The organism is Haematobacter genomosp. 1, from assembly GCF_002196855.1.
In the GTDB taxonomy this organism is placed as follows: domain Bacteria; phylum Pseudomonadota; class Alphaproteobacteria; order Rhodobacterales; family Rhodobacteraceae; genus Haematobacter.
The window spans coordinates 1-12,731 of sequence record NZ_NIPW01000029.1 but is presented as its reverse complement, the minus strand read 5'-3'; the positions used below and the strand labels follow the sequence as shown (position 1 = coordinate 12,731).

Here is a 12,731-nt window from a genome sequence, read left to right as displayed (position 1 = left end):
GTCGTCGCCCACAGGCGGCGGTTTCCATCGTCGCCTTCAGGGCGGCCGCCATTTCTCAGCCGCTCCCGGAGCGGCGCCCGCCCGTGGTCTCCATAAAGACCGCCCACCGATTGCCCGGAGGATTTCTTGCACTGGTTCGTTCGCGTCGTCCTGACGCTTGCGCTGTGCCTCGCCCTTGCGGTCGGCCTGCTGTTTCTGGTGCCGTCAGAGCGTGTGGCGGCGATCGCCTCGCGCGAGTTCGAACAGGCAACGGGCCGCGCCCTGCGCTTCACGGGGCCGATCCGTCCGGTTCTCTGGCCTCAGCTTGGTATCCGGGCGGGGGAGGTGGAGCTTGCCAATGCCGGTTGGTCCGCCGAAGGCCCGATGATGCGGGCGGATGGATTGCTTGTCGGTATCGATGTGGCGCCGCTCCTGCTTGGGCATGTGCGGCTCAGCCGGATCATCATCGACCGCCCGAGGCTGCTTCTGGAACGGAATGCCGCCGGTCGCGCCAACTGGGAGTTCCAGGGCAATGGTCAGGGGGATTTCTCGTTGGCGCATGGCGCGCTTACGGATGGCACCGTCACCTTTATCGACCGTCTGAACGGGCGGCGGCGGGTCTTCGATGCGGTGAATGCCGATTTCCGATTGCCCGATTATCATGGCGCGGCGCGGCTTTCGGTAAAGGCCATGTGGGAGGGGCAGCCTCTCACCCTCACAGCGGGCACGGCGGAGTTCGGCGCCTTCCGCGCGGGAGATAGCGTGCCGGTGGAGGCGGAATTGACAGGCGACGCCCTGCGGTTGGGGTTCCAAGGCATGATCGGCGGTGCACCGGCGGGGGCGAAAGGGCGGCTTAGGCTCGCCACCCCGGATGCGATGCGGGCAGCGGCCTTGCTGGGCGGGCAGCCTGTGGGGGAGCCGTCCCAGGCGCTGAGACTGCCCGTGACGCTGGAGGGCGATCTGGACTGGGTTCCCGGCCGGGCCGTCACGCTGACAGAGGGGGTGCTGTCGCTTGATGCAGACAGGTTGAGCGGGGGGATGATGCTTGATCTCGCCGGTCCCCGTCCGCGTTTCGCCGTGACGCTGAACGGGGCCGTCTTCAACGCGGGCGCCCTGCTGCCCCGGTTGATCGCGGAGACGTCGGAGAGCTGGTCTCCGGCCCCCGTTGCGTATGACTGGCTGCAGAAGGCCGATGGGGTGCTCGATCTGCGGGTGGAGCGGCTGTTGCTGTCAGGGGCGGTCTTCGGTCCTGCGGCGCTGCATGTGGCGCTGGATCGGGGGCGGGCGGTCGCCACGCTGGCGGATGTCGGGGCCTATGGCGGGAAACTCTCGGGCGAACTGGTGATGAACGGGCGAAGCGGCCTCTCCGTCGGGGGCGACCTGAGGGTGACGGACATGGCGCTCCGCCCGCTTTTCGCTGATTTGGGGGAAGCCGAGTTTGCAGGGGCTCTGACCGGGAGCCTGAAGTTTCTCGGCGTCGGCAACACGCCTGCCGCGATCATGAACAGCCTCTCCGGCGAGGGGCAGCTTGCGATCGTGAATGGCCGTCTGGCGGGTGTCGATCTCGCGGCGGCCACGCTCGGCCACGCGCCGGTGGGGCGCCTTGCCGTGACGCCGTTCACCAACCTCACCGCGCGATTCGCGATGAAGGATGGGGTTTTGCTCAACGATGACCTCACGCTGGACGCGCCCACGCTCACCGCGAGCGGTTCTGGCGTGATCGGGATCGGTCCGGGGACATGGAACTACCGCCTCCTCCCGCATCCGAGGGAGGCCGGGCTGGGTCGGCTCCGCCCGCCGGTTCTGGTGACGGGGACGTGGATCCACCCGGAAATCCGGCTGAGCCTGCCGACCGCGACGGAGGAGGCCGTGGCGGCAGAGCGCGCGCGGCTGGAGCAGGAGGGTCGGTGATCCTGTCTTGCGGGGAGTTTTCTTGTGAGATTTTTTCGCCACAGCCACAGCCACAGCCACAGCCACAGCCACAGCCACAGCCACAGCCACAGCCACAGCCGCACCACAAGGCAGGATCCATGGCCGATGCCCGTGGTTCAGTGCGTAATCCTCTGACACAACGCCGGTGGTTTCTCTGCGATGGCCGAAGGGTGCGGTTGGAGGCGCTGCGGGCTTGTCCCGGGCCGTGGCTCAGCCGCCCCAGGTCTTTTCCAGCACCCGCAGCCAGTTCTCATGGCACAGCTTCGCGATGAGCGGCGCGTCATAGCCATGCGCGGCCATCGCGTCCTGCAAGGCGGGCATCCCTGTCACGTCGCCGATCTCGTCAGGCACGGTCGCGCCGTCGAAGTCGGAGCCGAGCCCCACCCGCGTCTCGCCCAGTTTCCCGATCAGATGGTCGAGATGCGCGAGAACCGGCTCCCAGCCGATATCGGAGCCGCGCCGCCCGTCGGGCCGCAGGAAACTGGTGGCGTAGTTCAGCCCCACCATCCCGTCGCTTTCGGCGATGACGGCGAGCTGCCGGTCGGTCAGGTTCCGCGCGGAGGGCGTCACGGCATGGGCGTTGGAATGCGTCGCGACCAGCGGCGCATCCGAGAGCGCGGCCACGTCGTTGAAGCCGGCCTCGTTCAGATGGCTGAGGTCGATCATCACCCGCAACGCGTTGCAGCGCCGGACGAGCCTCTTGCCCGCCTCCGTCAGCCCCGGCCCTGTATCGGGAGAGGAGGGGAAGCGGAACGGCACGCCATGTCCGAAGATCGTCGGGCGGCTCCACACCGGGCCGAGCGAGCGCAGCCCCATCTCATAGTAGAGGTCGAGTTCGTCGAGGCTCTCCGAAATCGCCTCCGCCCCCTCCATGTGCATGATCGCGGCGATCCCGCCCGCCTGCATCGTGGCGCGGATCTCCTCCACCGTACGGCAGATGCGGAAACTGCCGCCGGAGGAGCGTTCCATCCACAGGAGCAGCGACGCCTCCGTCACCGCGACATGCTGGGCGGTGGCGGTTCCCACCATCCCCGGCAGGCCGATGGAATAGGGCGGGTTGTCCATCAGCGCGTCCACATCGCCGCCGCCTTCATGCGGGGTGGGGATCCAGATCGCGAAGAAGCCGCCCGCGAACCCGGCCTGCTTCATCCGGGGCAGGTCCAGATGCCCGCGGCCTTCCCCCTTGAGCCAGATCTGCTCCCGCCGCTCCGGCGCACGATAGAGGCGGAGCAGAAAATCGTTGTGACCGTCGAAGACAGGCTGGCTCATGGCAGTTCCTTCAGGAGGCAGGCGCGGCAAGGGGCGTATAGCCCTCGGAGGCCGCAAGCAGGGTCCGGGTATAGGGTTCGCGCGCCTCGTGCCGGCGGAGGGCGTCGCGCGTCAGCTCCTCTACCGTTCGTCCATGCTGCATGACCATCAGCCGCTCGCACATATGCGCCACGACGGCAAGGTCATGGCTCACGAGCACATAGGTCAGCCCGCGTTCCACGCGGAGCCGTTCGAGCAGGTTCAGCACCTCCGCCTGGATGGACGCGTCGAGCGCGGAGGTCGGCTCGTCCAGCAACAGGATCTGCGGCTCCAGAATGAGGGCGCGGGCGATCGCTACCCGCTGCCGCTGCCCACCGGAAAGCTGGTGCGGATAGCGGAAGCGGAAACCGGGGCCGAGGCCGACATCCGTCAGCGCGGCCTCTATCCGATGCTCCCGGTTGTCGAAACCGTGGATCGCCAGCGGCTCCGCCAGTACCCTGTCCACGGTGTGCCGGGGATGGAGCGAGGCATAGGGGTCCTGAAACACCATCTGCACCCGGCGGTAGAAGTCGGCGGTGCGCGGACTCGCGATTTCCCGCCCCTCGATCAGCAGATGGCCGCCGCTCACCGGCGCCAGTCCGCAGAGCGCGCGCAGCACGGTGGACTTGCCCGAGCCGGATTCGCCGACAAGGCCGTAGCTCTCCCCCTCCGCGACGTTGAAACTCACACCCTTCACGGCGCGGACCTCATCCATGCCGGAGCGGTAGGTGACTTCGAGGGCGTTCACTTCGAGAATGGGGGTCATGTCGCCCAGGCCGCGTCACGTTGCAGGGTGGGAAGGGGGTGGCTGTCCCCCTCGATCTTCGGCAGGCAGGAGAACAGCCCACGCGTATAGGGGTGCTGTGCTTCCGCCAGACGCGAGGCGGCGATCTCCTCCACCACCCGGCCGGCATACATCACGAGCACCCTGTCGCAGAAAGTGGAGACAAGCCGGAGGTCATGGCTGATGAAGATCAGCCCCATGCCCCGCTCCCTGACCAGCCGGTCGAGGATGCGCAACACCTCTATCTGCACCGTCACGTCGAGCGCAGAGGTGGGCTCGTCCGCGATCAGCAGGTCAGGCTCCGTGATGAGCATCATCGCGATCATCGCCCGCTGACCCATGCCGCCCGAAAGCTCATGCGGATAGGCGCGGAACACCCGTTCGGGGTCGCGGATCTGCACGGCCTCCAGCATGGACAGGGCGCGCGTCTTCGCCTCCTGCCGGGAGGCGCCGTGCAGACGCGCCGTTTCCATGAGCTGCTTGCCGATGGTCATGACAGGGTTCAGCGAGAATTTCGGGTCCTGCATGACCATGGAAATCCGCGCGCCGCGGATCGACCGCCACGTGGCCTGGTCGGCGTTGCGCAGGTCGATCCCGTCGAAGGTCAGACGGTCTGCCGTGGCCTTGCCCGGGGGCGGCGTCAAGCCGAGGATCGCCCGCCCCGTCTGGGACTTGCCGGAACCGGATTCGCCCACGATCCCCAGCCGCTCCCGCCCGAGCGAAAAAGTCACTCCCCGCACGACCTCCACGGGGCCGTGGCGGGTGGGGAAGGCGATGCGGAGATTCTCCACCTCAAGCAGCGCCATCACTTCTCTCCCTTGGGGTCGAGCACGTCGCGCAGCCCGTCACCCAGCAGGTTGAAGCCGAGCGAAACCACGAAGATCGCGATCCCCGGCATGGTGGCGACCCACCACTGATCGATCAGGAACCGCCGTCCCGACGCCACCATCGCCCCCCATTCCGGGCTGGGCGGCTGCGCGCCGAGGCCCAGAAAGCCCAGACCCGCCGCCGTCAGGATGATACCCGCCATGTCCAGCGTGACCCGCACAATGACCGAAGGCATGCAGAGCGGCACCACATGGCCCCAGATGATCCGGGCGGAGGAGGCGCCCTGCAGCTTCGACGCGGCGATGAAGTCGGTGTTGCGTATCGTCAGCGTCTCCGCCCGTGCGAGACGCGCGTAGGGCGGCCAGGAGGTGATGGCGATGGCGATGATCGCATTCTCGATCCCCGGCCCCAGCGCCGCCACGAAGGCGAGGGCGAGGATCAGCCGCGGAAAGGCCAGCACGATATCGGTGATCCGCATCAGCACGGTATCCACCCAGCCGCCGAAATAGCCCGCCGTGGTGCCGATCAGCAGCCCGATCGGCGTGGCGATCACCGCGACCAGCGCCACGATCATCAGCGTCAGCCGCGAGCCATGTATGACCCGGCTGAAGATGTCGCGCGCCTGATCGTCGGTGCCGAACCAATGGGTGGAGGAGGGGGGCAGCAGCCGTTCCGTCCGCAGATCGCCGCCGACCAGCGGATCGTAGGGTGCGATCACATTGGCAAAGAGCGCGACCAGTATCAGCGCCACGATGATGCCAAGGCCCACCATCGCCAGCGGGTTGGAGCGGAGGGCGAGCCAGGTCCGGTAGAACTGGCCGAGCCGCGCCTGACGGCGGGAGCCGGGCTGCTCCGTCAGCAGCCATTCGCGGCGGGAGAGGGACTGGCTCATCTGCTCCTCCTCACACGGGGGTCGAGCAGCGAATAGAGCAGGTCGGACACGAGGTTCAGCAGCACGAAGGTCGCCCCGATGACCAGCGTGCCGCCGAGAACCGCGTTCATGTCGGCATTCTGCAGCGAATTGGTGAGATACATGCCCAGCCCGGGCCAGGCGAAGACGGTCTCTGTCAGGACGGATCCTTCGAGCAGGTTGGCATAGGAAAGGGCGATCACCGTGATGAGCGGCACGGCCGCGTTGCGCAGCGCATGGACCCAGATGATCCGCCACTCCGGCACGCCCTTCACCCGCGCTGTGGTCACATATTCCTGGCTGAGTTCCGCCAGCATGAAACTGCGCGTCATGCGGCTGATATAGGCCATGGAAAAATAGCCCAGCAGACAGCCCGGCAGTGCGATGTGGCTGAACACGTTGCGGAATGCGGCCCATTGGCCCTGCATCGCGGTGTCGATCAGCAGCAGTCCGGTGCCGGGAGAGATGGAGTATTCATAGGCGATGTCGATCCGACCCGGCCCCGCCACCCAGCCCAGCCGCGCGTAGAAGATCAGCAGTCCAAGCAGCGCCAGCCAGAAGATCGGTGCGGAATAGCCGACCAGCCCGATGATCCGCACGATCTGATCGCCGAGCTTTCCCTTGTTCACCGCGGAATAGACGCCGAGCGGCACGCCCAGAAGGGTGCCGATGATGATCCCGAAGGTGGAAAGCTCCAGCGTGGCGGGAAACACCCGGCGCAGGTCGTCCGCGATGGGCCGCTTGGTCAGGAACGACGTGCCGAGATCGCCGGCCATGACGGAGCGCCCGTAGATCCAGAACTGCTCGATCAGCGGCTTGTCGAGGCCGAGCTGCTGATAGACCTGATCGTAGGTGCTCTGCGAGGCGCGATCCCCCACGACGGCCAGCACCGGATCCACCGGGACGATCCTGCCGATCATGAAGGTCACGAACAGCAGGCCGAGAAGCGTCACCGCAAGAGTGACGAGCACTTTCCCCGTCTTCCAGAACAGTCCCGAAAGGGCGCCTCTGCGCCCCACCGGCCGGTCTTCCGCGATGGCCATCTACTTCGTCACGGCCTTGAAGGAGTTGTCGTTGAACGAGGGGCCAAGCACGAAATTCTGCACGTTTGACCTCACCGCCACGTTCTCCACCTGCTGGAACATGATGACGAAGGGCGAGTCCTGCTGCTGTTCGCGTTGCAGCGTCTCGTACATCTCCGCCCGCTTGCCGGTGTCCCGCTCCAGCATGGCGGCGCGGGTGCGCTGTGTCATCTCCGGGATGTCCCAGGCGTTCCGCCAGGCCAGCGTCTTGGAGGAGGCGCCGTCCGCATTGTCCGGGTTGGAGGCGAAGGTGTCGGCGTTGGTATGCGGATCCTGATAATCCGGGCCCCACTGGCCGATATAGATGTCATGGGTCCGCGCGCGATACTTGGTGAGCGTCTGGCCGCCATCGCCGGGAATGAGGCTGAGCTTGATCCCCGCCTGTCCGAAGGTCTGCTGGATGGCTGTTCCCATCGCCGTGATATCGGCGGTGTTGCGCGTGTCCATGGTCACGCTGAACCCGTCGGGCACGCCAGCCTCCGCCAGCAATTCCTTGGCCTTTGCCACGTTGAGGGCGAAGGGCGTGTCGTCGATCTCCCCAAGGAAGCCCTTCGGCAGGAAGGACTGGTGCACCATGGTGCGGCCCTTCATGATCGTGTCGGAAATCGCCGCGTAATCGACGAGGTATTTCATCGCCTGCCGGACCTGCGGTTTCGACAGGAATTCGTTCTTCTGGTTCAGGCCGAGGTAGTAGATCGACCCTTTCACGCCCGACTGGTTCTTGATGTCGGCATTGGAGGACAGCGCCTCCATCTCCTCCGGGCCGAGGTTGCGGGCGATGTCCACGTCGCCCTGTTCGAGCAGCAGCCGCTGCGCCGCGGGTTCCGGGATGTGGCGCATGATGGCCCGTGCGATCTTCGGTGCATCGCCGGAATAGTTGTCGTTGCGCTCCATCACGACGACCTCGTTCGCCCGCCATTCGCGGATGGTGAACGGGCCGGAACCGGCATACCCGGTCTTCAGCCAGTCATAGCCGAAGTCGCCGTTCGCCTCATGCGACATGGCGAGTTTCTGATCCACCACCGAGGCGACCGTCGCCGTCAGGCAGTAGAGCACCAGAGACGGCGCATAGGCCTGGTCCATCTTGAAGTCGAACGTGTAATCGCCGGTCTGGACGATCTGGGCATCGACATTCTCCGGCGAGAAGCCGAACTGCGTCAGAATGAAGGCGGGCGACTTGTCCAGCTTCACCGCGCGTGTCAGCGAGAAGACCACATCGGACGCGGTGATCGGGTTGCCGGAGGCGAACTTGCGCCCCTCACGCACCTTGAAGTGGATGGTCTTGCCATCCTCCGAGACCTCCCAGCTCTCGGCGACGACACCGAAGATATTCGACACGTCCTTCACATCATAACCGATCAGCGTCTCATAGGAGTTGCCGATCAGCTCGGAGGCGGTGAACTCGAATACCTCCGCCGGGTCGAGGGAGATGATGTCGTCGATCGCCCAGGCCTGGATCAGCGTGTCGGGCGGGGTCGCGGCGAAGGCGGGCAGGCCCGGTTGAAAGGCTGCGAGGGCACCCGTGATTGCCGTAGCGGCAAGGAAGCGGCTCGTGTGTCGCATGATCGTCCCTGTTGATTTTGCTCGGTCCTCGACCGGGACCATGGACGGGATAGGACGCCCTGCGACGGAGCAAGTCAAGCCGCGCCGGTTTACTTCGCGACGCCTGTCCGGGCGCCGCGACGGGCCACATGACGCAGGAAGATCTGCGGGGTGATCATGACCGCGATCAGGATGCGGAAGACGTGATGCGCCGTCACGAAAACCGGGTTCGCCCCGATGGAAAGCGCGATCAGCCCCATCTCCACCACCCCTCCCGGGATGTAGGAGAGCACGAGGGCCGGAACCGGAATGTCGATGAAGGGCAACACGATGGCGATGATCGCCCCGACCGCCGCCACCGATATGCCAAGAGCCACGACCGCCCCGCCCAGGCATTGCACCAGCCGTGCCCGTTGCATCCCCGCAAAGCGCAACCCCAGGGCCGTGCCGACGAGCCATTGCGCGCCCGAGACAAGGCCCGGCGGCACCTGTCCGCCGATCAGCCCTGTCGCATGGGCGATGGCACTGACGATGAGCGGCCCGACGACTACCCCCGCGGGCAGGGACAGGCGACGCGCGCCCCACTGGCCAAGCACCAATGCCGCGGCGAGCAAGAGGCCGTCGGTCGCCGTCAGGGGCGGGCCGGGCACCTGCACACCCGCCGAACTGCCGACCGGAGCGCCGTTCCAGATCGAAAACGCCGTAGGCAGGGTGATGACCACGAGGATGATGCGCAGGAACTGCAGCGCGGAAATGATGCGGAGATCACCGCCATGCGCCTCGCCAAGCGCGATGTTCTCCATCAGACCGCCGGGGGAGCCGGAGAACCAGGCCGTCGTCGGGTCCAGCCCCATGCCGCGCCGGAACCATAGGTAGTTGAGGCATTGCAACAGCAGTGTCACCGCTGCCATGCCCAGAAGCGTGATCCACCATTCCCCTGCCGAACTCATCAGCGCGGGCGTGAAGCTCCCGCCGATCATCAGGCCCACCACGCCGACGCAGATGCCGCGGATGCTGTTTGGAAACGGCGGCACCAGCCAATGCCCTGCCGGCAGACTCATCGCGAGCATGGCTGCAGCGATGAGCGGGCCGAGCATCCAAGGCAGCGGCATGCCCCCCCAGCGTGCGATGACCGCCGCCGTCAGCGTGATGAGAAGCACGCCGCTCAAGCGGGCAAACAGGCGGAGGGTGAGGCGGGCTGTCGGCATGGTCATGAAATCCGGTCACCCGACCGTCGCGCCATTGAAGACGATGCTCAACCCCGTTTTGCCGGAAGGTCAAAACGGTGTGGCCCAAACGCCCGCGGCAACCGCTGGGGAAGATTGCGGAGAGCACCGAATGATAAGATCATCTTGTCAGCCGTCAGCCGTCAGCCGTCAGCCGTCAGCCGTCAGCCGTCAGCTCTCCGTGAACCGCGCCCAACGCAGTGCTGCCGCGAAGCAGGGAACCCGTATGGCACCGACGTCCATCGCGAGTGGCACCGCCCGTCAGCCCGCCGCTTCGATAGCTCTCGGCCGAAGTGGCACTATCCTATTATCGATACGCTTATAGATTCTGGCGGAAGCGGCGCAGCTCCCTGGTCCGCTCCAACAAACCGGCATGTCTTGGAGAGCGCTGTCGGGCTATCGCGGTCACGGCGTCCCATCCAGAGACTAGTGTTTGTGTTCTATCCAGCCAGGTCGCTGTGGGGTTCTGAAGCTTGAACAAGGGCGTATTTCACGCTGTCACGTAGGAACGCCGGGCATTGCTCCCACAAGAGGTGCGGACAGGCGGTTCACGTCGAAGGACAGCCCAGTCCATCAGACCCGCGCCCCGGTTCTGGTGCGCATCCGCGATTTGTTGAAGGCGCCGCACACGGGGGCGGAGTTTCATGCCGCGTCACAAGGTCCGCGTCGCTCCCACGCACAGATTTTTCGTCTGGTTGAATTGCAGAATGCGTGCCTCGGATCGGGACCAACTTCAGAGCGCATTCTGCCGTTCTCACGGTATCGTGAAATTACAGGGCATCTTACCCACAGCGTAGGTAAAGTATTGGATGCGCAGATATACTGCATGAAACTGCAAGTATAAGAGATTATCGGAGAGATTTGGTGGAGCCAAGGTCCACCATACCTATGCATCAAGCCATCCGATGCCATCCAAAGAAGTGATGCATTGCAAGGAAATGGTTGCGGCCATCATCCAGTAGCGTCTAATGCCATCTTGTTCAGTCCCACACTTTGCGTGGGGCAAAGTGTGGGGGGAGGATGAGCGACAAGGGCAAGAAGGGGCTAAGTGCTGCATTCGTCCGGTCAGTGACGGAACCCGGCAAGTATGGCGATGCCTTGGGGCTTTGCCTCGTCGTCGCCCCGGGGGGATCTAAGCGCTGGGTCCAGCGCATCACCATTCGCGGCAAGCGCGTTGACTTGGGGCTGGGGCCATTGTCGGCCGTTTCCCTTGCTGAGGCGCGCGAAGCTGCCTCGCGGAATCACAGGGACGCCCGGACGGGGGGCGATCCGTTGCGGGCCAAACGAGAGACGCAAGCGGCGCTCACATTCGAGGAGGCCGCTCGCAAGGTGCATGAAATCCACCTTCCGACCTGGCGCAACGAGAAGCACGGCAAGGACTTCCTTTCCTCACTGGAGATGCACGCATTTCCGAAGCTCGGGCGGCTCAAGGTGCAGGATGTGACAACAGCAGATGTGCTGGCTGTCCTTACTCCGATCTGGACAAAGACCAACGAGACCGCGCGACGAGTCCGCCAGCGCATCGGCACCGTGATGAAATGGGCAATCGCCCAAGGTTGGCGGCAGGACAATCCGGCCGACAATCTGGACGGGGCGTTGCCGAAGGTGCCGAAGGTGAAGGCTCACCGCATCGCGCTTCCGTACGATCAGGTCACGACCTTTCTTGCGGTGCTGGCGGCTTCTGGCGCCGGGCCGTCAACCAAGCAGGCGTTGGAGTTCCTCATCCTTACGGCTGGCCGCTCCGGTGAGGTGCGCGAGGCTCGTTGGAATGAAATCGACATGGCCGCGAAGGTTTGGGAAATACCGGCTTCGCGGATGAAGATGAAACGCCCGCACCGGGTTCCGCTCTCACCCCGGGCAATGGAAATCCTGTCCGAAGCACAGCGATTGCCAGTCGCCAGCGGGCAAGCTGATGCCTTCATCTTCCCGGGGCAACGTCCGGGCCGTCCGCTCTCCGACATGACCCTTTCCAAGCTCGTGAAGGAACTCGGCTTCCCCGTCGATGTTCACGGCTTCCGCACGTCCTTCCGCACTTGGGCGCAGGAACGCACGACGGCAGCGCATGAAGTTGCGGAAGCGGCGTTAGCCCATGCCGTGGGGAACAGCGTGTCACAGGCCTATGCGAGGTCCGACATGTTCGAGAAGCGACGCGACCTGATGGAGCGGTGGACGGACTACCTGGCCAGGGAGAAAGGGAAGGTGATTCGGCTCGGATAGGGCAGAAGGCGAGCCCATGAATCGACACAGGGATGGATCCCGACTTTGGTTCGGCGAAAGTTCCTGTAGACAGAGCCCCGAACCTAGATACCATATCTAGCGTTGAGGGTTACCAAGTTCTCCTAATGGGCGCGGATAAACCTAGCAACGTCTAACATGGCCTACCGCGTTCTGTTGGGCGGTAGGTGCGCCTTGGTCTAGCTTGCAACAAGACCAAGGCGCGGGCTGGGAAACCTCGCGGGCACCCATCCCCATTCCAGCACAACCCCGGGCGATTTGCCTAGAGCGATTCTGGCCGCCCAATCAGGAATGGGACTTTTTATGTCAGCCAAAATCTATCGCCTCCCCGCCGTCATCGAGATGACCGGCATGTCTCGCGCATCCATCTACCTTGGGGTGAAGCGCAAGACTTTCCCCGCGCCAGTGAAGCTGAGCACCCGTTCTGTGGGTTGGACGGCTGAATCCATCGCGGAATGGGTGAAGTCCCGTCCCGCGGCAGTCGCCTAAAGGAAACCCCGCCTGGGAGGCGGGGCGTCCGGCATTGTCGCAATCGGTTCAAGGGACAAGGTAGCCAGCCCTGCCGCCCGGCGCAACGCCGGAGGCGTTCTGATGACTAACCACGACATGACTTTTTCCAGCCCGACGCAGGTTTACTGGACCTGTGCTGCGCTTCTGGGTGGCCGGGCCATCGGTCACGGAGACGAGATTGCCGAGGTGAATGGCTGGCGGCTCGCTGCCATCGTCTGGAGGCTCAAGCATTACTACGGCTGGCCAATCGACACGGATTACATCGGCCCGGAAAACCATGCCCGCTACAAACTCGCGGTGGGTTGCGACAGGAGCAAGCTGCGGCTCCCGCCGTCCGCCCGCCGTCTCGCGGAGGGTGCCGCATGATCGAACTGGGCACCATCCGCAAGAACGCGCGGGAGGAAATCCGCTTCACG

Annotated in this window: 11 protein-coding genes; 4 read left to right on the top strand and 7 right to left on the bottom strand. The window is 64.9% G+C overall.

What is annotated here, in order from left to right; all coding sequences use genetic code 11:
* The first annotated feature begins 126 nt into the window (after positions 1 to 126).
* The gene (locus CDV49_RS15335; RefSeq protein WP_088216296.1) at positions 127 to 1,890 is read left to right on the top strand and encodes an AsmA family protein; all 1,764 of its coding nucleotides are present in this window, start codon (positions 127 to 129) and stop codon (positions 1,888 to 1,890) included.
* Positions 1,891 to 2,121: 231 nt separating this feature from the next.
* Here CDV49_RS15335 and CDV49_RS15330 read toward each other — a convergent pair whose 3' ends face one another.
* From CDV49_RS15330 to CDV49_RS15300, 7 genes are all read right to left on the bottom strand, one after another.
* On the bottom strand, positions 2,122 to 3,180 hold the full coding sequence (locus CDV49_RS15330; protein WP_088216295.1) for a dipeptidase: 1,059 nt from the start codon (positions 3,178 to 3,180) through the stop codon (positions 2,122 to 2,124).
* Between the two features lie 10 nt (positions 3,181 to 3,190).
* Positions 3,191 to 3,964 carry an ABC transporter ATP-binding protein gene (locus CDV49_RS15325; protein WP_088216294.1) on the bottom strand — a complete coding sequence of 258 codons (774 nt, stop codon included), beginning with the start codon at positions 3,962 to 3,964 and terminating at the stop codon, positions 3,191 to 3,193.
* Positions 3,961 to 4,788 (bottom strand): ABC transporter ATP-binding protein, encoded by an 828-nt coding sequence (locus CDV49_RS15320; protein WP_088216293.1) that lies wholly within the window; start codon positions 4,786 to 4,788, stop codon positions 3,961 to 3,963. The genes CDV49_RS15325 and CDV49_RS15320 overlap by 4 nt, the downstream gene beginning before the upstream one ends.
* Entirely contained in the window at positions 4,788 to 5,702 is a 915-nt protein-coding gene (locus CDV49_RS15315; protein WP_088216292.1) for an ABC transporter permease, read from the bottom strand. Before CDV49_RS15315 ends, CDV49_RS15320 begins: the two co-directional genes overlap by 1 nt.
* The gene (locus CDV49_RS15310; protein WP_088216291.1) at positions 5,699 to 6,763 is read right to left on the bottom strand and encodes an ABC transporter permease; all 1,065 of its coding nucleotides are present in this window, start codon (positions 6,761 to 6,763) and stop codon (positions 5,699 to 5,701) included. The genes CDV49_RS15315 and CDV49_RS15310 overlap by 4 nt, the downstream gene beginning before the upstream one ends.
* On the bottom strand, positions 6,764 to 8,365 hold the full coding sequence (locus CDV49_RS15305; protein WP_088216290.1) for an ABC transporter substrate-binding protein: 1,602 nt from the start codon (positions 8,363 to 8,365) through the stop codon (positions 6,764 to 6,766).
* Between the two features lie 89 nt (positions 8,366 to 8,454).
* Positions 8,455 to 9,558: an AbrB family transcriptional regulator gene (locus CDV49_RS15300; RefSeq protein ID WP_088216289.1), complete on the bottom strand. Its 1,104-nt coding sequence runs from the start codon at positions 9,556 to 9,558 to the stop codon at positions 8,455 to 8,457.
* Positions 9,559 to 10,590: 1,032 nt separating this feature from the next.
* On the opposite strand from CDV49_RS15300, the gene CDV49_RS15295 reads away from it, so the two are divergent.
* The 3 genes from CDV49_RS15295 (at position 10,591) to CDV49_RS15285 (ending at position 12,681) form a co-directional block, all read left to right on the top strand.
* Complete coding sequence (locus CDV49_RS15295; protein WP_088216288.1) at positions 10,591 to 11,787, top strand: tyrosine-type recombinase/integrase; 1,197 nt, start codon at positions 10,591 to 10,593, stop codon at positions 11,785 to 11,787.
* Positions 11,788 to 12,108: 321 nt separating this feature from the next.
* Positions 12,109 to 12,294, top strand: a complete 186-nt coding sequence (locus CDV49_RS15290) for a helix-turn-helix transcriptional regulator (protein ID WP_088216287.1) — start codon at positions 12,109 to 12,111, stop codon at positions 12,292 to 12,294.
* Between the two features lie 102 nt (positions 12,295 to 12,396).
* On the top strand, positions 12,397 to 12,681 hold the full coding sequence (locus CDV49_RS15285; protein ID WP_088216286.1) for a hypothetical protein: 285 nt from the start codon (positions 12,397 to 12,399) through the stop codon (positions 12,679 to 12,681).
* Positions 12,682 to 12,731: the final 50 nt, after the last annotated feature.